Source organism: Mesorhizobium sp. M0496 (assembly GCF_040321205.1).
In the GTDB taxonomy this organism is placed as follows: domain Bacteria; phylum Pseudomonadota; class Alphaproteobacteria; order Rhizobiales; family Rhizobiaceae; genus Mesorhizobium.
Map to the genome: position 1 here is coordinate 1 of NZ_JAMYRC010000048.1, position 23,621 is coordinate 23,621.

General features: G+C 63.5%; 19 protein-coding genes. 7 read left to right on the plus strand and 12 right to left on the minus strand.

The window, feature by feature from the left end:
* Positions 1-319: 319 nt before the first annotated feature.
* The 4 genes from lpdA to NKI73_RS28415 all read right to left on the minus strand — a co-directional run bounded on the left by lpdA (position 320) and on the right by NKI73_RS28415 (position 5,618).
* Positions 320-1,711, minus strand: coding sequence for a dihydrolipoyl dehydrogenase (gene lpdA, locus NKI73_RS28400; protein WP_352634663.1), 1,392 nt, complete (start codon positions 1,709-1,711; stop codon positions 320-322).
* Between the two features lie 255 nt (positions 1,712-1,966).
* On the minus strand, positions 1,967-3,367 hold the full coding sequence (locus tag NKI73_RS28405) for a dihydrolipoamide acetyltransferase family protein (protein WP_352634665.1): 1,401 nt from the start codon (positions 3,365-3,367) through the stop codon (positions 1,967-1,969).
* Position 3,368: 1 nt separating this feature from the next.
* The gene (locus NKI73_RS28410) at positions 3,369-4,382 is read right to left on the minus strand and encodes an alpha-ketoacid dehydrogenase subunit beta (RefSeq protein ID WP_352634667.1); all 1,014 of its coding nucleotides are present in this window, start codon (positions 4,380-4,382) and stop codon (positions 3,369-3,371) included.
* Positions 4,383-4,385: 3 nt separating this feature from the next.
* On the minus strand, positions 4,386-5,618 hold the full coding sequence (locus NKI73_RS28415) for a 3-methyl-2-oxobutanoate dehydrogenase (2-methylpropanoyl-transferring) subunit alpha (RefSeq protein WP_352634669.1): 1,233 nt from the start codon (positions 5,616-5,618) through the stop codon (positions 4,386-4,388).
* 550 nt (positions 5,619-6,168) lie between these two features.
* On the opposite strand from NKI73_RS28415, the gene holA reads away from it, so the two are divergent.
* Entirely contained in the window at positions 6,169-7,215 is a 1,047-nt protein-coding gene (holA, locus tag NKI73_RS28420) for a DNA polymerase III subunit delta (RefSeq protein ID WP_352634671.1), read from the plus strand.
* Positions 7,216-7,714: 499 nt separating this feature from the next.
* Here the strand turns inward: holA and NKI73_RS28425 are convergent, their stop codons facing one another.
* The 5 genes from NKI73_RS28425 to mnmE all read right to left on the minus strand — a co-directional run bounded on the left by NKI73_RS28425 (position 7,715) and on the right by mnmE (position 13,931).
* Positions 7,715-8,602 (minus strand): ParB/RepB/Spo0J family partition protein, encoded by an 888-nt coding sequence (locus NKI73_RS28425; protein WP_352634673.1) that lies wholly within the window; start codon positions 8,600-8,602, stop codon positions 7,715-7,717.
* A gap of 69 nt (positions 8,603-8,671) precedes the next feature.
* Positions 8,672-9,472, minus strand: coding sequence for a ParA family protein (locus NKI73_RS28430; protein WP_352634675.1), 801 nt, complete (start codon positions 9,470-9,472; stop codon positions 8,672-8,674).
* Between the two features lie 51 nt (positions 9,473-9,523).
* Complete coding sequence (rsmG, locus tag NKI73_RS28435; protein ID WP_352634677.1) at positions 9,524-10,156, minus strand: 16S rRNA (guanine(527)-N(7))-methyltransferase RsmG; 633 nt, start codon at positions 10,154-10,156, stop codon at positions 9,524-9,526.
* Positions 10,153-12,033: a tRNA uridine-5-carboxymethylaminomethyl(34) synthesis enzyme MnmG gene (gene mnmG / locus NKI73_RS28440; RefSeq protein WP_352634679.1), complete on the minus strand. Its 1,881-nt coding sequence runs from the start codon at positions 12,031-12,033 to the stop codon at positions 10,153-10,155. The genes rsmG and mnmG overlap by 4 nt, the downstream gene beginning before the upstream one ends.
* A 566-nt stretch (positions 12,034-12,599) precedes the next feature.
* On the minus strand, positions 12,600-13,931 hold the full coding sequence (gene mnmE, locus NKI73_RS28445) for a tRNA uridine-5-carboxymethylaminomethyl(34) synthesis GTPase MnmE (protein ID WP_352634681.1): 1,332 nt from the start codon (positions 13,929-13,931) through the stop codon (positions 12,600-12,602).
* Positions 13,932-13,998: 67 nt separating this feature from the next.
* On the opposite strand from mnmE, the gene NKI73_RS28450 reads away from it, so the two are divergent.
* Positions 13,999-16,011, plus strand: a complete 2,013-nt coding sequence (locus NKI73_RS28450) for a thioredoxin domain-containing protein (RefSeq protein WP_352634682.1) — start codon at positions 13,999-14,001, stop codon at positions 16,009-16,011.
* 147 nt (positions 16,012-16,158) lie between these two features.
* On the opposite strand, the gene rho is transcribed toward NKI73_RS28450, so the two are convergent.
* From rho to hemE, 3 genes are all read right to left on the minus strand, one after another.
* A complete protein-coding gene (gene rho, locus NKI73_RS28455; protein WP_352634684.1) occupies positions 16,159-17,424 on the minus strand; it encodes a transcription termination factor Rho in 1,266 nt (421 codons plus the stop codon).
* Between the two features lie 174 nt (positions 17,425-17,598).
* Positions 17,599-18,135 (minus strand): protoporphyrinogen oxidase HemJ, encoded by a 537-nt coding sequence (gene hemJ, locus NKI73_RS28460; RefSeq protein WP_352634685.1) that lies wholly within the window; start codon positions 18,133-18,135, stop codon positions 17,599-17,601.
* Complete coding sequence (gene hemE / locus NKI73_RS28465) at positions 18,135-19,166, minus strand: uroporphyrinogen decarboxylase (RefSeq protein ID WP_352634688.1); 1,032 nt, start codon at positions 19,164-19,166, stop codon at positions 18,135-18,137. Before hemE ends, hemJ begins: the two co-directional genes overlap by 1 nt.
* Positions 19,167-19,571: 405 nt before the next feature.
* Between hemE and NKI73_RS28470 the strand changes: the two genes are divergently transcribed.
* From NKI73_RS28470 to dnaQ, 5 genes are all read left to right on the plus strand, one after another.
* A complete protein-coding gene (locus tag NKI73_RS28470; protein ID WP_352634690.1) occupies positions 19,572-20,393 on the plus strand; it encodes a pyruvate, water dikinase regulatory protein in 822 nt (273 codons plus the stop codon).
* 283 nt (positions 20,394-20,676) lie between these two features.
* A complete protein-coding gene (locus tag NKI73_RS28475) occupies positions 20,677-21,276 on the plus strand; it encodes a Maf-like protein (protein WP_352634692.1) in 600 nt (199 codons plus the stop codon).
* On the plus strand, positions 21,269-22,111 hold the full coding sequence (locus tag NKI73_RS28480) for a shikimate dehydrogenase (protein ID WP_352634694.1): 843 nt from the start codon (positions 21,269-21,271) through the stop codon (positions 22,109-22,111). Before NKI73_RS28475 ends, NKI73_RS28480 begins: the two co-directional genes overlap by 8 nt.
* Positions 22,108-22,704, plus strand: a complete 597-nt coding sequence (gene coaE / locus NKI73_RS28485) for a dephospho-CoA kinase (protein WP_352634696.1) — start codon at positions 22,108-22,110, stop codon at positions 22,702-22,704. The genes NKI73_RS28480 and coaE overlap by 4 nt, the downstream gene beginning before the upstream one ends.
* A 75-nt stretch (positions 22,705-22,779) precedes the next feature.
* A complete protein-coding gene (gene dnaQ / locus NKI73_RS28490; RefSeq protein WP_352634699.1) occupies positions 22,780-23,484 on the plus strand; it encodes a DNA polymerase III subunit epsilon in 705 nt (234 codons plus the stop codon).
* The last annotated feature ends 137 nt before the right edge of the window (positions 23,485-23,621 follow it).

Sequence of the window (23,621 nt, forward strand, 5' to 3'; positions counted from 1 at the left end):
AAAGGTCATGCGCATCGGCCTCGCCGAATTCTGGGCCATCAAATACGGCGCCAACCTCGGACTGCGAAATGTGTGAATCCGATAGCCCGTCGATCGGGGGAGAGGTGTCGAGCGAAGCACGGCCGACGGGGGGGGGGCCGGCGCAGGTGTTGTGTTTTCGGGTCGGGGGCTGCGTTTGGTTAGCCCCCTGCTCGATATTTGGACTCAGCCCGATCGTGTTCAGTTGTCAGCGGCAGCACATTGGGACCGCCTTCCCCCACTCCGTCGCTGCTTCGCAGCGACACCTCTCCCCCCTCCGGAGGGAGAGGAAAAGAGCCCCTCACACATGCAGCGCGTGGCCCAGTGCCTTCAGCGCTGCTTCCTGGAAGCCTTCGCCTTGCGTTGGATGGGCATGGATGGTGCCGGCGATGTCCTCCAGCCTTGCGCCCATTTCGAGCGCCAGCCCGAACGACGCCGCCAGTTCCGACACACCCTGCCCGACCGCCTGGATGCCGAGCACCAGATGGTTGTCGGCACGGGCGACGACGCGGACGAAGCCGTCCTCGCCAAGCTTCGTCATCGCGCGGCCGTTGGCGGCGAACGGGAACGTGCCGATCTTGATCTCGCCGCCGAGCGCCTTGGCCTCTTCCGGCGACAGGCCCGCCGTCACCAGTTCCGGATCGGTGAAGCAGACGGCGGGAATGGAGCGCTTATCCCAGCTGCGCTTGTGGCCGGCAACGATCTCGGCGACCATCTCGCCCTGCGCCATCGCCCGGTGCGCCAGCATCGGCTCGCCGGTGACGTCGCCGATGGCAAAGATGCCGCGCATCGAGGTGCGGCACTGGTCGTCGATGCGGATGAATTTGCCCGCCATGTCGAGGTCGATCTGCTCGAGCCCCCAGCCTTCGGTCACCGGCTTGCGCCCGACCGTCACCAGGATCTTGTCGGCGGCGAGCTTGGCGCTCTTGCCGTCGGATGTCTCGACCAGCAGCACGTCACCCTTGGCACCCTTGGCCTTGGCACCTGTCATCACCTCGATGCCGAGCGCGTTGAGCCGCTTGACCACCGGACGCGTGAGCTCGGCGTCATACTGCGCCAGCACGCGTGGCAGCGCCTCGACGACGGTCACCTTGGCGCCCATCTTGGCGAAGGCCATGCCGAGTTCCAGCCCGATATAGCCGCCACCGACGACGGCGAGTTTCTTCGGCACTTCGCTTAGCGCCAGCGCCTCGGTTGACGAAATCACCGGCCCGCCAAACGGCAGGAACGGCAGTTCCACCGGCGCCGAGCCGGTGGCGATGACGATCGCCTCGGCGCGGATCACTTGGCTACCGGTCTCGGTCTCGACCGCGACGGTCTTGCCGTCACGAAAAGTCGCCCAGCCATGCACGGTCTTCACGCCGGCCTTCTTGAGCAGGCCGGCGACACCGCTGTTGAGCCGGCTGACAATGCCGTCCTTCCAGGCGATTGTTTTGGCAAGGTCGAGCGTCGGCGCGGTCACCGAAATGCCGAGCGGGCTGTTGCCGCCTTCCATGTGCGAGACCTTCTCGAACTCTTCCGCCGCGTGGATCAGCGCCTTGGACGGGATGCAGCCGACATTGAGGCAGGTGCCGCCCGGTTTGCCGGCTTCCACGATCACCGTATCGACGCCGAGCTGCCCGGCCCGGATGGCGCAGACATAGCCGCCCGGACCGGCGCCAATGACGAGCAGCTTGCAGGAGATTTCTTTCATGACGGCTGCTTCCTTCGGGTAATGGCTGCCGCGCGCCTTGTCCTTCTCCCCTTGTGGGAGAAGGTGGATCGGCGCGTTAGCGCCGAGACGGATGAGGGGTGTTCCAGCGGAGTGAGACGTTGGCGTTCCCTGGAACACCCCTCATCCGTCGCCTTCGGCGACACCTTCTCCCACAAGGGGAGAAGGGGGAGCACACATTCCAACGCCGGCAACTTCCGAAGATCCATCTTGAGCTTCGCGATCGACCGCATCTCCTCAATCCACAAAAATCAGCGCCGGCGTTTCCAGCAGCGTCTTGATGCGCTGGATGAACACCGCCGCGTCCCAGCCGTCGATGACGCGATGGTCGAAGCTGGACGACAGGTTCATCATCTTGCGCGGGATGAACTGCGTGCCGTCCCACACCGGCCGTATCATCATCTTGTTGACGCCGATGATCGCCACTTCCGGATGGTTGATGACCGGCGTCGTCGCCACGCCGCCCATGGCGCCGAGCGAGGTGATGGTGATGGTCGAACCGGACAATTCGTCGCGTGTCGCGGTGCCGGACTTGGCCGCCTCGGCAAGCCGGATAACCTCGGCGCCGCACTCCCAGATGTCGCGCGCCTCGGCGTGCTTGACCACAGGCACCACCAGCCCTGACGGCGTCTGCGCCGCAATGCCGATATGGATGCCGCCATGCTGGTGGATGATGCCGGCCTCGTCGTCGAACAGTGAATTGAGATTGGGCTGGTCTGAGATCGCCTTGACCATCGCCCGCATCAGGAACGGCAGCAGCGTCAGCTTCGGCCTCTCCACGCCAACGCGCTTCTCCTTGTTGAGCGCGGCGCGCAGATCCTCCAGCGCGGTGACGTCGATCTCCTCGACATAGGTGATATGCGGGATGCGCGATTTCGACAGCGACATCTTCTCGGCGATCTTGCGCCTCAAGCCGACCACCTTGATGTCCTGGACGGCATCGTTGCGGGCGAGGCCCTTGGCGACCTGCGGGCCGCGGGCCAGGAATGCCTCGATGTCCTCATGGCCGATGCGGCCGGCCGGGCCAGATCCCGCAACCTGCCTGAGGTCGACGCCGGCCTCCTTTGCCCGCAGACGAACAGCCGGCGACGCCAGCGGCTTTTCACCTTCGGGACGCGGCGCGCCGGCGGGCGCGGCACCTCGGGACGTCGGCGCAGTACCCCCACCCCTAACCCCTCCCCACAAGGGGGAGGGGGATTCTGTCTGCGCTGCTCGCACGCCGGCATCTGACTCACTGACGCTCGCGGTTCTTGGCGCATTCTTGGAAGTGGCTGACTTTGCGTCGGCCTTCGTGTTTGAAACGCGTCCCCCTCCCCCTTGTGGGGAGGGGTTAGGGGTGGGGGTACTCTCAGCCGTGACTTTTGCCGGCGTCGCACCACCCGCAACATTGCCCTCGCCCGCCACCTTCAGCCGCACGATGGGCGAACCGATTGCCACCGTGTCGCCGATCTCGGCGCCCAGCCACAGGATTTCGCCGTCGACCGGCGACGGAATTTCAACCGTCGCCTTGTCGGTCATGACGGCGGCGAGCACGCTGTCCTCGCGCACGATATCGCCGACCTTGACGTGCCATTCGACAAGCTCGGCCTCGGCGACACCCTCGCCGACATCGGGCAGCTTGATGATGTGCTCGCCCATCTCAGGCCTCCATGGTTTCGAGGAGAGCTCGGCCTACCCGGGCAGGGCCGGGGAAATAGTCCCATTCCTGCGCATGTGGATAGGGCGTGTCCCAGCCGGCGACCCGCGCCACCGGCGCCTCCAGATGGTAGAAGCAGTTTTCCTGCACCAGCGCCGACAGCTCGGCGCCGAAGCCAGAGGTCAGCGTCGCCTCATGCACGATGACGCAGCGTCCCGTTTTTTTCACTGAAGCAACGATGGTGTCGAGATCGAGCGGCATCAGGGTCCTGAGATCGATGATTTCGGCATCGATGCCGGTTTCCTCGGCCGCCGCCTGCGCGACATAGACCATGGTGCCATAGGCGAGCACGGTGACGGCTGACCCTGGCCTGCGGATCGCCGCCTTGCCGAGCGGCACCGTGTAGTGGCCGTCGGCGACCTCGCCGAGCGCATGCTTCGACCATGGCGTCACCGGCCGGTCGTGATGGCCATCGAAGGGACCGTTGTAGAGCCGCTTCGGCTCCAGGAAGATCACCGGGTCCGGGTCCTCGATCGCCGCGATCAGCAGCCCCTTGGCGTCATGCGGATTGGACGGCACCACGGTCTTCAGCCCCGACACATGGGTGAACAGCGCTTCCGGGCTCTGGCTGTGCGTCTGGCCGCCAAAAATGCCGCCGCCGGTCGGCATCCGCACCACGATCGGGCAGGTGAAATCGCCATTGGAGCGGTAGCGCAGCCGCGCCGCTTCCTGGGTCAGCTGGTCGTATGCCGGATACATGTAGTCGGCAAACTGAATCTCCACGCACGGTTTCAAGCCATAGGCGGCCATGCCGATGGCCGAGCCGACGATGCCGGATTCGCTGATCGGCGCATCGAAGCAGCGGCTCTTGCCGTATTTCGCCTGCAGGCCCTGCGTGCAGCGGAAGACGCCGCCGAAGAAGCCGACATCCTCGCCATACACGACGACGCGGTCGTCGCGCGCCATCGACACGTCCATGGCGTCGCGGATCGCCTCGATCATGGTGCGTCTCGGCATGGCTCAGACTCCCGCCTGCTGGCGCTGGCGCCGCAGATGCGGCGGCATCTCGGCGTAGAGGCCCTCGAACATGTCGCGCGTCGACGGCTTGCCGCCGGCATGCAGTGTGCCGTGGCCTTCCGCTTCCTTCTGCGCCGCGATCACCGTGTCGAGGATTTCCGCCTCGGCCTGGGTGTGCCGCTCCTCCGACCAGACACCGAGCGCGATCAGATGGTTCTTCAGCCGCACGATCGGATCGCCGAGCGGCCAGGCGTCGGATTCGGTCTTCGGCCGGTAGGCGGACGGATCGTCCGAGCTCGAATGCGCGCCGGCGCGGTAGGTGACATATTCGACCAGCGTTGGCCCGAGATTGCTGCGCGCGCGCTCCGCCGCCCATTTGGCCACGGCATGGACAGCCAGATAGTCGTTGCCGTCGACGCGCAGCGACGGAATGCCGAAGCCGAGGCCTCTGGCTGCAAACGTGCCCGAGCCGCCGCGCGCGATACCCTGGAAAGTCGAGATCGCCCACTGGTTGTTGACGACGTTGAGCACGACGGGCACCTTGTAGGTGGAGGCGAACACCAGCGCCGAATGGAAGTCGGACTCGGCCGTCGAGCCGTCGCCGATCCAGGCCGCCGCGATCTTCGAATCATTGCTGATCGCCGAAGCCATCGCCCAGCCGACCGCCTGGATGTACTGCGTCGCCAGATTGCCGGAGATCGAGAAGAAGCCGTGCTCCTTCGACGAATACATGATCGGCAATTGCCGGCCCTTCAGCGGATCGGCCTCGTTGGAATAGATCTGGTTCATCATCGTGACCATCGGGTAGCCGTCGGCGATGAGCAGCCCCGCTTGGCGATAGGTCGGAAAGTTCATGTCGCCGGGTTCGAGCGCCTTGCGGAAGGCGCAAGCCACCGCCTCTTCGCCCAGATGCTGCATGTAGAACGATGTCTTGCCCTGGCGCTGCGCCATCTGCATGCGGGCGTCGAAGGTCCGCAGCGTCATCATGTGGCGCAGGCCGGCCAGAAGCTCGTCGCTGGAAAGCAAGCCGGCCCAGGGGCCGACGGCTTCGCCAGTGCGGTTCAGCACGCGGATGATCGAGAAGGCATGGTCGCGTATGGTGCGCGGATCGACATCGATGTCGGGGCGCGGCACCGAGCCGGCCTTGGGGATCGGCACGTTGGAAAAGTCAGGCGTTCCGCCCGGCCGCACTTCCGGCTCCGGAACGTGAAACCGCAACATCCCAGCATCGGCCATGACCAAGTCCTCCAATGTTGCCTGGCGCCGATAGTTGCATATCTGCACGGCCAGACCAGTGCGAATTCGTCGGGCAAGCCTGCACAAGTCGGTCCCGGCAGCACCGGCCGATCAGCCTCCCCAGCACCAAGATGAAGATATGTCTGCGAAATTTCTTGTCGATGTTGGGCGGGGACGCGCAATTAGGGAGAAGGTTGGGCTGGGTTTGTCGGAAGATAAGATGATTGGCGAAGACTTGGGACCTATCCACGCTTCCGCACCTCCTGAGAGACAGGAAGGGCGCCAAGGTCGGCAAACTCGCGCCTTTCCTCTCCCCCGGCTAGCGGGGGAGAGGTGTCGAGCGAAGCTCGACGGAGTGGGGGTCGACCTCTTCCTCTGATTACCGCTTGCCTGAGTTTTCTGCTCGCCGGGTTGTGCCTGTCTTGCCGCGGTGCGTTTGGCGAATGGCTTCCCCCACTCCGTCGCTGCTTCGCAGCGCCACCTCTCCCCCCTCCGGAGGGAGAGGAACCCAAGCTGGAAGCCGCCCCCGCATCATGCTAACCAACCCGCCATGGGACAGAAGAAAGCTTACGAGGTCGATGGGTGGCTGGCGCGGCCGGACCAGCGCATCTCCATTGTCCTGCTTTACGGCCCCGACCGCGGCCTCGTCTCCGAGCGGGCAAAGGCCTTTGCGGGCAAGACCGGCCTGCCGCTCGACGATCCCTTCTCGGTGGTCCGGCTGGAGGGTTCGGAGGTCGACCGCGACGAGGGCCGGCTGCTTGACGAAGCCCGCACCGTGCCGATGTTTTCCGACCGGCGGCTGCTGTGGGTGCGCAATGCCAGCGGCCAGAAGGCGCTGGCCGACGACGTCAAGGCGCTGACGGCGGAGCCCGCACCGGATGCCATCATCCTGATCGAGGCCGGCGATCTCAAGAAGGGCGTCGGCCTGCGCGCCATCGTCGAGGCGGCGGACAACGCCATGGCACTGCCATGCTACGCCGATGAAGCCCGCGACATCGATGCGGTCATCGACGACGAATTGCGCAAGGCCGGTATGTCGATGACCATGGAGGCGAGACAGGCGCTGCGCCGCAATCTCGGCGGCGACCGGCTGGCCTCGCGCGGCGAAATCGAAAAGCTCGTTCTTTACGCGCATGGCCAGCGGGAAATCGGGCTGGAAGAGGTCAAGGCGATGTCGGGTGACGTGTCCGGCGCCTCTTTCGACGATGCGGTCGACGCGCTGCTCGAAGGCAAGATCGGCGACTTCGACACCGCCTTCACCCGCCACTGCCAGTCCGGCGGACAGCCCTTCCTGGTGCTGTCCTCGGCGATGCGGCAGTTGCAGCAGATCCAGGCCATGCGCGGCCAGATGGATTCGGGCGGCCGCAATGCGGCTTCCGTCGTTGCCGCGGCCCGTCCGCCAGTGTTCTTCTCGCGCCGCAAGCTGGTCGAGAAAGCGCTGGAGCGCTGGAGCACCGACGCGCTCGGCCGCGCGCTGACGCGCCTGCAGACAGCGGTGCTGCAGACGCGGCGGCGGCCGGATCTGTCGGTTGCGCTGGCAAGACAGGCGCTGCTGGGGATAGCAGTGGAAAGCAGCCGATTGGCGCAGCGCGCCTGATCTCCCCCCTCGAGGGGGAGATGTCGCCGAAGGCGACAGAGGGGGTCGCCGCGCGTAGAGCGCCGGCCTCCATCTGCCGCAAGGAGGTCGCATCCGGTCGAACCGATCCCTCTGGCCTGCGCGCACGAAAACTCGGTCAAGCGGCAATCATTGCGTCGGTGTAAGGTCGACCCCCACTCCGTCGAGCTTCGCTCGCCACCTCTCCCCCGATCGACGGGGTAGAGGAAAGGCGCGAATTCGCCAACCTTGGCGCCTTTCCTCTCCCTCCGGAGGGGGGAGAGGTGGCGCTGCGAAGCAGCGACGGAGTGGGGGAAGCCATTCGCCAAAGGCGCAGTCGCCGCAAGACAGGAACAATCCTGCCGGCCATCTCCCCTCGAGAAAGAGGATTCGCGGCTTCGCCAATCACCAGCGCCACAAAAGAAGGGGCCGGCGCGGCGGCCAGCCCCTTTTACATGCGCCAAATCAATCTCTGCCTTGAAGAAAATTCGTCGGCTAACTACTACTCCCGCTTCAGCCGTCTGCACAGCTCATCAAGCTGCTCCAGAGACCGATATGCGATGCGCAGCACGCCACCCTTGCCCTTGTGTTCCACGGACACGATCATGCCGATCGTATCCGTCAACAGCTTTTCCAACGCCAGCGTGTCGGGGTCCTTCTGCTCCAGACTCGGCGCAGGCTTGGCTTCCCTGGCGTTGCTGCCGCCGGCGGGCATCTGCGCCAGCGCTTCGGCCTGGCGCACCGAAAGCCCTTCTTCGACGATGCGCTTGGCAAGGCCGGCTGGATCTTCCGCCGTCACCAGCGTGCGGGCATGGCCCGCCGACAGCGCGCCGTCGACCAGCATATCGCGGATCACGTCGGGCAGCTTCAGAAGCCTGAGCGTGTTGGCGACATGGCTGCGGCTTTTGCCGATCACCTGGCCGAGATCGGCCTGGGTGTAGCCGTGCTCGTCGATCAGCTGCTGATAACCAAGTGCTTCCTCGACCGCATTGAGGTCGGTGCGCTGCACGTTCTCGATGATCGCCAGTTCGAGCGCGGTGCGGTCGTTGACCTCGCGGATGATGACCGGGATATCGGACAGACCGGCGCGCTGTGCCGCGCGCCAACGCCGCTCGCCGGCGATGATCTCGTAGCGCCCGGCCTGTGTCGGCGAAGGCCGCGCCACCACCGGCTGGACCACGCCGTGCTCTCGGATCGACTGGGCAAGGTCCGTCAGTTCGGCGTCGCCGAAATGCCGGCGCGGATTTTTCGGATTGGGGGTCAGGAACTCGATCGGCACCTTGCCGTCGGCGCTCATACCAGGCTTTTCGGGCGCTGCCGGACGGTCGATCTCGCCGATCAGCGCCGCCAGCCCTCGGCCCAGTCTCTTTCTCGAAAGGTCTTCGCTCATCTTTATTCCAGTTGGCTATTCCAAATCGTTTCGGTATCGAATCGGCTCTTAACTATGCATCCGATCTAATCAAGCGGCGCGCAATTTACGCTCGCGGCGGATCACTTCCGATGCCAATTGCAGATAGGCCTGGCTGCCCGAGCATTTCAGGTCGTAGAGGATCGCCGGCTTGCCGTAGGACGGCGCCTCGGACACTCGCACATTGCGCGGAATGATGGTCTCGTAGACCTTGTCGCCCATATGGGCGCGCACATCCTGCACCACTTGGTTGGCGAGATTGTTGCGGCCGTCATACATGGTCAGCACGATGCCTTGGATAATAAGGTCCGGATTGATCGAGCGGCGCACCTGCTCGACGGTTTCCAGTAATTGGCTGAGTCCTTCCAGCGCAAAGAATTCACATTGCAACGGAACCAGAACCGAATCGGCGGCCGCCATGGAATTGAGGGTCAAAAGGTTGAGGGACGGCGGACAATCGATCAGCACATAACCGAACGGTGCTCCGCGCTCTGTCGCGGCGCGCAGCGCATTGCGCAGCTTGAGCACCCGGTCCGGCGCGGAGGCGATCTCCATTTCGATGCCGAGCAGGTCGAGCGTCGACGGCACGATCGACAGGCCAGGCACCGCTGTCGGAATGGCCGCGGCTTCCAGATCCAGCTCACCCGTTAGCACGTCATAGGAGGAGACCGTCCGATCCTTGCGGTCGATGCCGAGGCCGGTGCTGGCGTTGCCTTGCGGATCGAGATCGACGATCAGCACCTTTTCGCCGATGGCGGCCAGCGCGGTCGCCAGGTTGATGGCGGTGGTGGTCTTGCCGACGCCGCCCTTCTGGTTGGCTACGGTGATGATGCGGGGGCCATTCTTCATCATGGGTCTATGCCAGAAATTCATTTTGGGTCGCTTCGGGTCGCCTGGAGCAGATCAGACAGGTCGCAAGTTCGACAATTCGAGGATGACGCCGCTGGCGTCGGTCACACTTGAATGTTCTACCAGATCGAAGGACCATCGGTGAACGCTTTCTTCCACTTCCGCGCGGTAATCCCGGCCTTTGTGAAACAGGCCGCGCGCGCCTGAAATCAGCCATGGCGCCGACAGGTCCAGCAAGGTCGAAAGCGATGCCAGCGCCCGCGCCGTGACGATTTGCGGTGCCGAAACAAACGCATGACTGTCATCGATGCGGCGCGCCACGACCCGCGCCGGCAGGCTGAACTGCCCGACGACGGCCTGCAGGAAGGATGCTTTTTTGCGATTGCTTTCAACCAAATCGATGCTGGCGCCGTCACGCTCGGCAAGCAGGAAAGCCATGACAAGGCCGGGAAATCCGCCGCCAGACCCGAGATCGACCCAGCGCGTCGCCCGAGGCTCGATTCGCGCCAACTGGGCGCTGTCCAGGATATGGCGCTGCCAGACATCGCCAGCCGTCGATTGCGCAACGAGATTGATGCTGCGATTCCATTTCTGGAACATCTGCTCGAACGCCACCAGCCGATCGAATGTTTCACGTGAAACCGGGCCTGCCGCGTCCTGCAGGCTCTTCCAGGACATAGAGCTCACGCAACATCCCTTTGTGGGCGATGGGCGCTCTCAGCGTGGCGAACATGCGCGACAATGATCGCCAGTGCCGCCGGCGTCATGCCTTCCATGCGCTGGGCATCGGCGATGGAGCGCGGCCGCCGCGCCTGCATCTTCTGCTTCAACTCGTTGGACAGGCCCGGGACCCCGGCGAAATCGACCGTTTCCGGGATTAGCCGGCTCTCTTCATGCCGGATCTGTGCTACATCCGTCTTCTGGCGGTCGAGATAGACAGAATATTTCGCTTCCGTTTCGAGGCGTTCCGCCGTCTTGCCGCCGATTTCCGCAAACCGCGAATCTACACGAGCCAGCCAGGCCACGTCGACATCGGGATAGGACAGCAATTCATAGCCGGACCGGCGCACGCCGTCCCGGTTAATCTCCAGCCCATGCCTCGCCGCTTCATTGGGAGTCAGGGTGAGCGACTTCGCCAGCTGACGCGCTTCATCGAGGCGCTGCATGACAGTCTCATAGCGCCGCATCCGCTGCGTCGAGGCGATGCCCAATTTCGCAGCCGCGGGCGTCAGCCGTTCATCGGCGTTGTCGGCGCGCAGCGACAGCCGGAACTCGGCCCGCGAGGTGAACATGCGATAAGGTTCGCTGATGCCGCGGCTGGTCAAATCGTCGACCATCACGCCGATATAGGCTTCGGTACGGCTGAGCACGATCTGCTCGCTGCCCGCCGCCCGCCGTGCCGCATTGAGGCCGGCAAGCAGGCCTTGCCCGGCCGCCTCTTCATAACCGGTCGTGCCGTTGATCTGCCCGGCGAGGAAGAGACCGCTGATGCGCTTCGTCTCCAGCGTCTGATGCAGCTCGCGCGGATCGACATGATCATATTCAATGGCATAGCCGGGCTGCAGCATGGTGGCGCGCTCAAGCCCCGGAATGGTTTTCAATATATCGAGCTGCACATCTTCGGGCAGCGAAGTCGAAATCCCATTCGGATAGATCGTATCGTCGTCGAGCCCTTCCGGTTCGAGGAAAATCTGGTGGCCATCCCTGTCGCCGAACTTGACGATCTTGTCCTCGATCGACGGGCAGTAGCGCGGTCCGACACCTTCGATCGACCCGGAATACATGGCGGAGCGGCCGAGATTGGCGCGGATCAGCTCATGCGTGGCCGTGGTCGTGCGCGTGATGCCACATTCGATCTGCGGCGTCTCTATACGGTCGGTCATCAGCGAAAACGGCACCGGATCCTCATCGGCGGCTTGGCTTTCCAGCGACGCCCAATCGATCGTCCGGCCGTCCAGCCGCGGCGGCGTGCCGGTCTTCAGCCGACCGAGCTTGAAGCCAGCACGGTCCATCGTCGCCGACAGACCAAGACTGGCCTGCTCGTTCATCCGGCCGGCGACGATCTTCTTCTCGCCGATATGGATAAGCCCGCGCAGAAAAGTCCCGGTCGTCAGAACGACAGCGCCACAGGCAAGCCGCCTTCCGTCGGCCAGGAGAACGGCCGCGATCTGGCCCTCGGCGATTTCGAAGTCCAGAACCTCGCCCTCGACCACGTCGAGATCGTTCTGCTGCCGAATCGCTTCCTGCATGGCAAGGCGATAGAGCTTTCTGTCGGCCTGCGTCCGGGGTCCGCGCACTGCTGGGCCCTTGCGGCGGTTGAGCAGGCGGAACTGGATGCCGGCGGCATCCGCCACCCGCCCCATCAGGCCGTCCATGGCGTCGATTTCGCGAACCAGGTGACCCTTGCCGAGCCCGCCGATCGCCGGATTGCAGGACATCACACCGATCGTGTCGAAGCGCAGCGTCACCAAAGCGGTCCTGGCGCCGGCGCGCGCGGCAGCGCTCGCCGCTTCGCACCCGGCGTGGCCGCCGCCCACTACAACCACATCATAGTGATTGGTCATTTCCAAACGTCCTAGACTCAAACAAATGAGGGACACATGTCCCTGCCCGGCCGCGCTGTCAAGAAAACTCGGCAATCGTTTCACGTGAAACAGTCTTGCACTTGCCATCGCGCGTGTTTCACGTGAGTCGTCGGGATCGCCGATGTTTCACGTGAGTCACCCGAATGGTGCTGCGCAGGGGTTCAGGGATTCGAGGACGGCAGCCGAGTTTCGTCGTTCGCTGTGGCCACCATCATAGACATCCATGACCGCCGAGGCCTCCACGCCTTCGTCATCCACGGGCGGAGCAAGGAGCGAAGCGACGCGGCGAAGACCCGAGGATCCATGCCGTGATGTTGGTCAAAGAGTGCAACGGAGCAGGATTCGGCACCGTAGCAACGCTTTGGAGTCGCGGCATGGATCCTAGGGTCTGCGCTCGTCGCTTCGCTCCTTGCTTCGCCCCAGGATGACGAAACAATTGGCGTTTCCGCCAATTGCCGAGGCATGCGGGTCCTTCACATCCTGCCCCCAAGACTTCTTCGCTGGCTGACTAACCCGCGTCCGACCGACGATATGTTTCACGTGAGTCATTTCCCGATGCAGAACTGCGAGAAGATGACGTCCAGCATGTCCTCAACATTGATGGCGCCGACGATTCGGCCCAGATGATCGGCCGCGAGCCGCAATTCCTCGGCGCGCAATTCCTGCCCGAAAGTCCGGCCGTCGGTGGCGCGACGCAGATGGCGGTTGGTTTCATTGAGCAATTCCACGTGGCGCAGGCGCGACGGCAGCACATCGCCGGCATTGCCGGCCGCCTCCGCCGCTCGCTGGCCGATCTCCACCAGCAATGTCTCCACGCCCGTCCCATTCTTCACCGAGATGGCAAGGTCATAGTTCCCCGCTGCATCGATTGCAGCGCGGTCTTCCAGCAGATCAAGCTTAGTGCCGACCCGCAAGCTCGGAGCGCCGGCCGGTAGCAGACCGATGTCCCTGGGGTCCGCAACGTCCTGCAGCAACAGCAACAGGTCGGCACCATGCGCCTTGGCCCGTGCCTTCTCGATGCCAATCGCTTCGACCTTGCCAGGCGCTTCGCGCAGCCCGGCCGTATCCGTAAGCCTGACGCGAAGCCCCTGGAGGTCGAGCACCACCTCGAGCAGATCGCGGGTCGTACCAGGTTCATCCGTTACTATAGCGGCATCCCGCCGCGCCAGGGCGTTGAACAGACTCGACTTACCGGCGTTGGGCGCACCAAGGATAACGACCTCGAAGCCGTCACGGATGATCTCGGCGGCTCGAAAGCCGGCGCTATGCCGGTCGATTTCTTCGATCATTGCCCGGACATCGGACCAGACTGTATTCGAAACGGAACCAGGAACATCGTCCTCATCGGCAAAATCGATCTCCGCCTCTATCATGGCGCGAGCGTGGATCAACCGGCGCCTCCAACCGAGATAGAGTTCGCTCTGGGCGCCCTCGGCGTTTTGCAACGCGAAGCGCCGCTGCGCCTCGGTCTCGGCGTTGACGAGATCCGCGAGCGCCTCGGTCTCGACCAGGTCGACTTTGCCGTTAAGAAAGGCGCGGCGCGTGTATTCGCCTGGTTCAGCGTGCCTGACGCCGTCAAAACCGGTGATCGTCTCCAGCATCCTGGCCACCACGGCGCGTCCGCCATGAACGTGGAACTCCGCGACATCCTCGCCGGTGAAACTGGCCGGTCCTGGGAAGAAGAAAACCAGGCCGTTGTCGAGCACGGTTCCATCCGGCGCCCGCAGCCTGCGCAGAACCGCCGCGCGGTCCTTAACCATACCGCCGGCAATCGTTTCGACTACGAATCGAGTCTGCGGGCCGGAAATGCGGATGACGGCGACGCCGGCCGGAAGCCGGCCGCTCGACAGTGCTACGATCGAATCGCCTGAAATCATTTGCCCGCTCTGCCGAACCGCCCTAGCTCTACGTCCATACGACAACTCCCAACCGAGTTTGCCCATCGTGACGCTACCCGCGCAAAACCTGCTTGCCCAGGAGGCCAGCCCCTATCTGCAGCAGCACAGCGGCAATCCCGTTCACTGGCGGGCCTGGTCGCCGGCTTCGCTTGAAGAGGCAAAGGCACTGGACAGGCCGATCCTGCTCTCGGTCGGCTATGCCGCCTGCCATTGGTGCCATGTCATGGCGCACGAAAGCTTCGAGAACGACGGCGTTGCCGCCGTCATGAACCGTCTGTTCGTCAATATCAAGGTCGACCGAGAGGAGCGCCCCGACATCGACCAGATCTACATGGCGGCACTCTCCTCGATGGGCGAGCAGGGCGGCTGGCCGCTGACCATGTTCCTGACGCCGGACGGCAAGCCGTTTTGGGGCGGCACTTATTTTCCGCGCGAGCCGCGCTACGGCCGTCCGGGTTTCATCCAGGTGATGCAGGCGGTGGACAAGGCGTGGCGCGAGAAGAGGGCGAGCCTCAACCAGAGTGCCGACGGCCTGACCACCCATGTCGAGGCGCGGCTCGCCGGTTCGCATGCGAGAACGGTACTCGACCGTGGCACGCTGGCGGAGCTTGCCAAGGGCATCGACGGCATGATCGACCGCGATCTCGGTGGCTTAAGCGGCGCGCCGAAATTCCCCAATGCGCCGTTCATGCAAACCCTCTGGCTGTCCTGGCTGCGCGACGGCAACACCAGTCATCGCGACGACGTCCTGCTCAGCCTCGAACAGATGCTGAGCGGCGGCATCTACGACCATATTGGCGGCGGGCTCAGCCGCTATTCGACCGACGCCGAGTGGCTGGTGCCGCATTTCGAAAAAATGCTCTACGACAACGCCCAGCTCATCCGCTTCTGCAATTGGGCCTTTGCGGCGAGCGGCAACGAATTGTTCCGGGTACGAATCGAAGAGACGGTCGACTGGCTGCTGCGCGAAATGCGCGTCGACGGCGGCGCCTTTGCCGCCAGCCTCGACGCCGACAGCGATGGCGTGGAAGGACTGTTCTACACCTGGAGCAGGGAAGAGGTAGAAGCCGCTCTCGGCGACGATTCTGCCTTATTTTTCAAATACTTCACGCTGTCCAGCCCGCACGGCTGGGAAGGCAAGCCAATTGTCCACCAAACCGCGTCCCAGCAATCGCAAAGCGTGATCGAGCGCGAAAAACTGGGTCCGCTCAAGGCGAAACTTCTCATCGTCCGCGAAGAGCGGGTCAGGCCCGGCCTCGACGCAAAGACGCTCACCGACTGGAACGGCCTGATGATTGCGGCGCTTGCCGAGGCCGGTCGATCATTGGCCCGGCCTGACTGGATCGAGGCGGCGGCAAAAGCCTTCGCCCATATCTGCTCTGCCAGCCGCGACGGCCGCTTGCCGCATTCGATGCTCGGCGCCAGGAAACTGTTCCCTGCTCTGTCCAGCGACTACGCCGCCATGACCAATGCGGCGATCTCGCTGTTCGAAGCGTCGGGTGATTGGGGCTATATCGACCAAGCCAGCCAATTCCTCGAGCAGCTCGACCATTGGCACGCCGACACCGACAAGACAGGCTACTACCTGACCGCTTCCGACAGCGCCGACGTGCCGATCCGCATCCGCGGTGATGTCGACGAAGCCATCCCATCAGCCACAGGCCAGATCATCGAAGCGCTGGTCCGCCTCGCCTCCGTCACCGGCGATCTCGAACTGCACGAAAGAGCCTGGCAAGTCGCCGAACACGCGGCCGGTCGTGCGGCGCACCAGACCTACGGTCAGGCCGGCATCGTCAACGCCTGCGCGCTGGCGATCGAGCCGCTCAAGCTGGTCATTGTGGATAGATTGAAGGATCCAAGGCTCGTTCCGGTTGCGAATCGAAGCCCGGACCCGCGGCGGGTGGATATTGTCGCGCCGATCGGCTCGGACACGAATCGACCCTTGCTGCCCGGCGGAATCCTGCCACCGACCGACAAGGCGGGTGCGTGGTTCTGCACGGGACAGGTTTGCCTGCCGGTGGTTACGGATTCTGGGGAATTGGAGAAGCTGTTGAGGTGACACCCTCCCCTTTTTGGGGAGGGTCTGCTCGCGATCGTAGCGAAACGGATCGTGAGACGGGGTGGGGTGAATCGCCAACTTCGGTGCTGACCCCCACCCCGCTCCGCTGCGCGGATCGACCCTCCCCACAAGGGGGAGGGTAAGCTCCTACGTATTCATCGAATCGAAGAAGTCCGCATTGGTCTTGGTCTGCTTGAGCTTGTCGATCAGGAACTCGATCGCATCGGTGGTTCCCATCGGCGCCAGAATGCGGCGCAGCACGAAGATCTTCTGCAGGTCCTGCTTGGAAACCAGCAGGTCTTCCTTGCGGGTGCCGGACTTCAAGATGTCCATGGCCGGATAGATGCGCTTGTCGGCCACCTTGCGGTCGAGCTGGATTTCGCAGTTGCCGGTGCCCTTGAACTCTTCGAAGATGACTTCGTCCATGCGGCTGCCGGTATCGATCAGCGCGGTGGCGATGATGGTCAGCGAACCGCCTTCCTCGATGTTTCGGGCGGCACCGAAGAAACGCTTCGGCCGCTGCAGCGCGTTGGCGTCGACACCGCCGGTCAGCACCTTGCCGGATGACGGCACCACGGTGTTGTAGGCGCGGCCGAGGCGGGTGATGGAATCGAGCAGGATGACGACATCGCGGCCATGTTCGACAAGGCGCTTGGCCTTCTCGATGACCATTTCGGCGACCTGCACGTGGCGAACAGCCGGCTCGTCGAAGGTCGAGGAGATCACCTCACCCTTCACCGAGCGCTGCATGTCGGTCACTTCTTCCGGCCGCTCGTCGATCAGAAGCACGATCAGATAGCATTCCGGATGATTGGCAGTGATCGAGTGGGCGATGTTCTGCATCAGCACCGTCTTGCCGGTACGCGGCTGCGCGTTGATCAACGCGCGCTGGCCCTTGCCGATCGGCGCGACCAGATCGATCACGCGCGCCGAGATGTCCTTGGTGGTCGGATTGTCGATCTCCATCTTCAGCCGCTTGGTCGGATAGAGCGGCGTCAGATTGTCGAAGTGGATCTTGTGACGGATCTTTTCGGGATCGTCGAAATTGATCGTGTTGACCTTGAGCAGCGCAAAATAGCGCTCGCCCTCTTTCGGGCTGCGGATCGGCCCTTCGACCGTATCGCCGGTCTTCAGCGAAAAGCGCCGGATCTGCGACGGCGAAATGTAGATGTCGTCGGGACCTGGCAGATAGTTGGCGTTGGCGGAGCGCAGGAATCCAAAACCGTCCTGCAGCACTTCGACCACACCGTCGCCGATGATCTCGATCTCCTGGGCGGCCAGTTTCTTCAGGATAGCAAACATCAGCTCCTGCTTGCGCATGACGCTGGCGTTCTCCACCTCGAGCGATTCGGCATAAGCGATCAGCTCTGGCGGTTTCTTGTTCTTGAACTCGGTGAGTTTCATTTCTTGCATAGACGGACCTTGAATAGATGGAGTCTGGGTAAGCTTTGGGAAAATATCGGCGGGATGCGACAAATGCCGGGCGCGGCCGAGAGCAATGAAGGGCGGCGCATGACGGGAAGGAAGACCCGTCTTTTATCGTCGGTTGGGTGAAAGAGCAAGCTGCGTTTTGCGGCCCAATCGAGCCTAGAACGGCTTGACGACAACCAGGATCACGATTGCGACCATCAGCAATGTGGGGATCTCGTTGACGATTCGCCAGTGCCTCGCAGGCTTTTCATTGCGGTCCTCGGCGAATTTGCGCACCGCACCGGCCAGATAGCCATGCATGGCGGACAACAAAAGCACCGCACCGATCTTGGCATGCAGCCAGCCGCCCTGGAAGCCGAAGCCTTTCCAGGCGAGCCACAGGCCCAACACCCAGGTGGCGATCATCGCCGGATTGATGATGCCACGCAGCAGGCGCCGCTCCATCACCTTGAAGGTCTCCGACTGCACCGAGCCCTTCTCGGCATCGGCATGGTAGACCAGTAGCCGCGGCAGATAGAGCATGCCCGCCATCCACGAAATGACGGCAAGGATATGGATGGCCTTGGCCCACGGGTAGAAGCTGTCGGGTGCGGCGAAATACAAAAGCGCGGTGAAAACAACCAAGACACCTATGCCTGATATCATGCGCATCATCGCCTGACCGGTGCTGTTCGCGTTTTTCATTTCGGCCATCAGCGTGTCGCGCTCCGCACTTGTCTAACCATCGCCTCGACATGGGCGATCGGTGTCTCCGGCGTGATGCCGTGGCCGAGATTGAAGATCAGCGGCCCCTCTCCCAGCGCTTTCAGGATCGCCTCGACGCCGTCGGACAGTGCCTTGCCGCCAGCCACGAGCCGCAAGGGATCGAGATTGCCCTGGACCGCGCCCAAGCGCTGCAAATCCTTCGCCGCCTCCAGGGGCACCGTCCAGTCGATCCCCAGACCCGTTACGCCGGTCTTCTGGCGATAGGTCTGGTAACGGGCGCCGGCGCCCTTGGGAAAGCCGACGATCGGCACATCGGGATGAACGGCTCGCACCTGCCTGACGATCTCCGCCACTGGCTGGACGCAGAACAAGTCGAAGGACGCATCGTCGAGCACGCCGGACCAGGAATCGAAAATCTGCACGACATCGGCACCCGCGTCGATCTGGCGGATGAGATAGGCAGCCGAATGATCGGCAAGCACTTTGAGCAGGTGCTGGAATGCCGCCGGCTCGCGATAGGCGAACAACCGCGCCGGCGCCTGGTCGGGCGTGCCATGGCCCGCAATCATATAGGTCGCCACCGTCCATGGCGCGCCGCAGAAGCCGATCAGGGTCGTCTCATCGGGGAGTTTCGCCCGCAGTCGGCGAACCGTCTCGTAGACCGGCTCGAGATTCACGTGAAACACCTTGCTTTCCAGAGCCAAAATCTCCGGTGCTGTGATCGGCGTCAGCAGCGGGCCTCGCCCCTCTTCGAAGCGAACGTCACGGCCAAGTGCATGCGGAACGACGAGAATGTCCGAGAACAGGATCGACGCATCGAAACCAAAACGCTCGATCGGCTGCAAGGTCACTTCGACGGCAAGGTCGGGATCATAGCAGAGATCCAGGAACGACCCAGCCCGTCTGCGTGTCTCCCGATACTCCGGCAGATAGCGCCCGGCCTGACGCATCATCCAGAGCGGAGGCGGAAAATGAGCCTTGCCCTTCAGGACGTCCAGCGTGATCCGGTTCTGGGGCATCGAGCGCTCGCTTCTCCAAGCCTCTTCTATAATCAAAGATTCTTATATCTAAGATTCTTCTGATTCTAAGAGTCTGTTGGTTCTGGTGGTTGTCACCTGTCCCGCTTTGCCCCGGAAAAAACCAGCCAACATATTGTCGCGTGCTTCTTTTGCCTGGATGTAGGGTTCTGGGGACAGTCGCGAATCCATCACTGGAGTCAAAGCGTTACGAGATGCCGGGAAAAGCCGGCCCTGTGGACGGGCGAGAGACAAAAGAAGCCGTCCCCAAACTTGTCCCCACCCGCCCGATGAAGCTGACAGCGCAACGAATTGTGGACATCTAGCCTTCTGATACAGTCGCCTCCGATCGGCCCGTCTTTTCATCCCGCTCTATCCACAGCCGCCCACAGCCCCAGGTGACCCCCTGTGAACAAACCCCAAAGCTTCTTCCATCTGCACCTGATTTCCGACGCGACCGGCGAAACGCTGCTCGCCGCCGGCCGGGCGGCTTCGGCGCAATACAAGGATGCGCGCGCCATCGAGCATATCTATCCGCTCATCCGCACCGAAAAGCAGGTAGCGAAAGTGTTCGAGGACATCGAGGAAGAGCCCGGCATCATCCTTTATACGGTCGTCGACCAGAAGCTGGCGCGCGGCATCGACGAACGCTGCGCGACGATGGGCCTGCCCTGTGTGTCGGTGCTGGAGCCGGTGCTGACCGTGTTCCAGTCCTATCTCGGCACACCGGCCGGCCGTCGCGTCGGCGCCCAGCATGTTCTCGATGCCGAATATTTTCGCCGCATCGACGCGCTCAATTTCACCATGGACCATGATGACGGCCAGCTGCCGCTCAACATGGACGATGCCGATGTCGTGCTGATCGGCATCTCGCGCACCTCGAAGACGCCGACCAGCATCTATCTCGCCAATCGCGGCATCAAGACCGCCAACATCCCGATCGTGCTCGGCGTGCCGGTGCCGGAAAGTCTGGTCAACGCCAGGACACCGCTGATCGTCGGGCTGATCGCCACCGCCGAGCGCATCTCGCATGTTCGGCAAAATCGCCTCCTCGGCAACAGCAGTTCCTACGAGGCATCGGACTATGTCGACCGCGCCGCCATCAGCGAAGAACTCGCCTACGCCCGCCAGATCTGCACGCGCCATGGCTGGCCGATGATCGACGTCAGCCGCCGCTCGATCGAGGAAACGGCGGCTGCGATCGTTGCCCTGAGAGGGAAGAATAGATAGTTGGAGCCCTTCCGTAACCAAGGCTTGAGATAGTGTCCGAAACGTCGCGATCCTTCGCGCCCCCCTCTGCCCTGCTGGGCATCTCCCCCTCAAGGGGGGAGATTGGCAGCTTCGCGGGCGGCACCTTCTGTTCGACGTTAAAAATTGCCGAAAGCCGAAGTCACACCCAATCTCCCCCTTGAGGGGGAGATGTCCGGCAGGACAGAGGGGGGGCGCTGTCCCGCCAACCTTTGGCAACCTTCTGCATTACGGCGGTCAACGACCATTAATCAGGCGAAAAATCATGACCGAGAAAATCATCCTCGCTTCAGGCAGTCCGTTCCGCAAGGCGATGCTTGTCAATGCCGGCGTCGACGTCGAGGCGGTTCCGGCCGATGTCGACGAGCGCGCGCTCGAGGCGCCCTTGCAGGACAGCGATGTCTCGCCCGAGGATGTCGCCCTGGTGCTGGCCGAAGCCAAGGCCACCGAAGTCAGCGAGCGCAGGCCGGGCGCCCTGGTGCTTGGCTGCGACCAGACGCTGTCGCTCGGCGACGAGTTGTTCCACAAGCCGGCCGATAGGGAAGGCGCGCGCCGTCATCTCCTGGCGCTGTCGGGCAAGACCCATCAGTTGAACAGCGCCGCCGTGCTGGTCCGCGATGGCGCGGTTCTGTGGCGGCACGTCGGCATCGCCTCGATGACCATGCGCAAGCTCGACCCGGCCTTCATCGGCCGCCATCTCGCCCGTGTCGGCCCCAAGGCATTGGCAAGCGTCGGCGCCTACCAGATCGAAGGCGAAGGCATTCAATTGTTCGAGAAGATCGAAGGCGATCATTTCACCATTGTCGGCCTGCCGCTGTTGCCGCTGCTGGCCGAACTTCGCACGCTGGGAGCGATCGATGGCTGAGGCGTCGAAAAAGGCCTTCGTGACCGGCCACCCGATCAAGCATTCGCGCTCGCCGAAGATCCACGGATATTGGCTGGCCAAGCATGGCATCGACGGCAGCTATGAGGCGATCGATGTCGCGCCGGAAAACTTTGCCGGGTTCGTGAAGACGCTGCAGGCGAACAATTACCGCGGCGGCAATGTCACCATCCCGCACAAGGAGGCGGCTTTCGCGCTCGCCGAGCGCCGTGACCAGGCCGCGCAAGAGATCGGCGCCGTCAACACGCTGTGGTTCGAGGACGGCGCCTTGTGGGGCGGCAACACCGACGCGCACGGCTTTGCCGCCAACCTCGACGATTATGCGCCGGGCTGGGCCAGCAATGGCCCGGCGGTCGTGCTCGGCGCCGGCGGTGCGTCGCGCGCCGTCATCCATGCCTTGAAGGAGCGCGGTGTCGCCGACATCCGCATCGTCAACCGCACGCTGGCCCGGGCTATGGAATTGCGCGATCGTTTCGGCGCCGGCGTTTCGGCGCATGGCATGGCGGCGACCGGTGAACTGCTTGCCGATGCCGGCCTGCTGGTCAACACCACGGCCCTCGGCATGCATGGCAATGAAGGCCTGTCGGCCGATCCCGCTGTGCTGCCGGACCACGCCATCGTCACCGATATCGTCTATGTGCCGCTGGAGACGCCGCTGCTTGCCGCGGCGCGCGCGCGAAACCTGAAAACCGTCGACGGCCTCGGCATGCTGCTGCATCAGGCCGTGCCCGGCTTCGAGCGCTGGTTCGGCATCAGGCCGCAGGTGACGGCTGAACTGCGCGCGCTCATCGAAGCTGATCTGGTGCCGAAGCCATGATCGTGCTCGGCCTCACCGGCTCCATCGGCATGGGCAAGTCGACCACGGCCAAGATGTTCGCCGAGGCCGGCGTGCCGGTCCATGATTCCGACGAGGCTGTGCATCGCCTCTATGCCGGCAAGGCCGCGCCCCTGGTCGAGGCGGCCTTTCCCGGCACCACATCCGCCGGCGTGGTCGATCGGGCAAAGCTTGGCGCGCGTGTGCTCGGCGACGCCGTCGCGCTGAAGCGGCTCGAGGCGATCATCCATCCCCTGGTGCGCGCCGATGCCGATGCTTTCCTGACGCGTCATCGTAGCGCCGGCGCGCCGATCGCCGTCCTCGATATCCCCCTGCTGTTCGAAACCGGCGGCCGCGACCGCGTCGACAAGGTCGTCGTCGTCACCGCGCCAGCCGACGTCCAGCGAGAACGCGTTCTGGCGCGGCCTGATATGACGGAAGAAAAACTCGCGTCGATCCTGGCTAGGCAGGTGCCGGATGCGGACAAGCGCCGTCAGGCCGATTTCGTCGTCGATACCGGCCAGGGATTGGACTCCGCCCGCGCCGCCGTGGCTGCCATCATTGCCGAACTCTCCGGGGATAAGCTGCACTCCTGACACCACCGCGTCAGCATTGCCCATTGCCATTTTGTTCCGGTCTCACGATTCTGCTTCTTTGGAGCGACTGATTCGATGCGTGAGATCATCTTCGATACGGAAACCACCGGCCTCGATTCGCGCGACGACCGCGTGATCGAACTCGGCGGCATCGAGCTGGTCAACCGCTTTCCGACCGGAAAGACTTTTCACCACTATATCAACCCACAAGGCCGTGCGATCCACGCCGAGGCGCAGGCCGTGCACGGCATCAGCGCCGCGGATCTCGCGGGCAAGCCGACCTTTGCCGAGATTGTGCAGGAGTGGCTGGATTTCACCGACGGCGCCAAGCTGGTCGCGCACAATGCCACTTTCGATGTCGGCTTCCTCAACGTCGAATTCGGCCGGCTAGGTCACCCCGTCATCGACAATGGTCTTGTCGTCGACACGCTGGCGCTGGCGCGCCGCAAGCATCCGATGGGCCCCAATTCGCTCGACGCGCTCTGCCGGCGCTACGGCATCGACAACACCAGGCGCACCAAGCACGGCGCCTTGCTCGATTCCGAATTGCTGGCCGAGGTCTATATCGAGCTGATCGGCGGCAAGCAGGCGGCCCTCATCCTCGACAGCGCCACCGCGCCGGCGCGAGGGGGCGAGAACGTCCGCCAGATCGAGATTGTGGTAAGCCAGCGGCCTTCGCCACTGCGGCCCCGCCTCACCGAAGCCGAACGCGACGCGCATGCCGGCATGGTCGGGACGTTGGGTGAGAAGGCGCTGTGGCTGAAGGTTGTCGGGAACTAAAGTCGTTCCGTCGCGATCCTTGGCGCCCCCCTCTGTCCTGCCGGACATCTCCCCCACGGGTGGGGAGATTGGCAGCTTCGCGGGCCGCGCCTTCCTTTTCAACGTTGGAGATTGGCGAAAGCCGGGATGACAGCCGA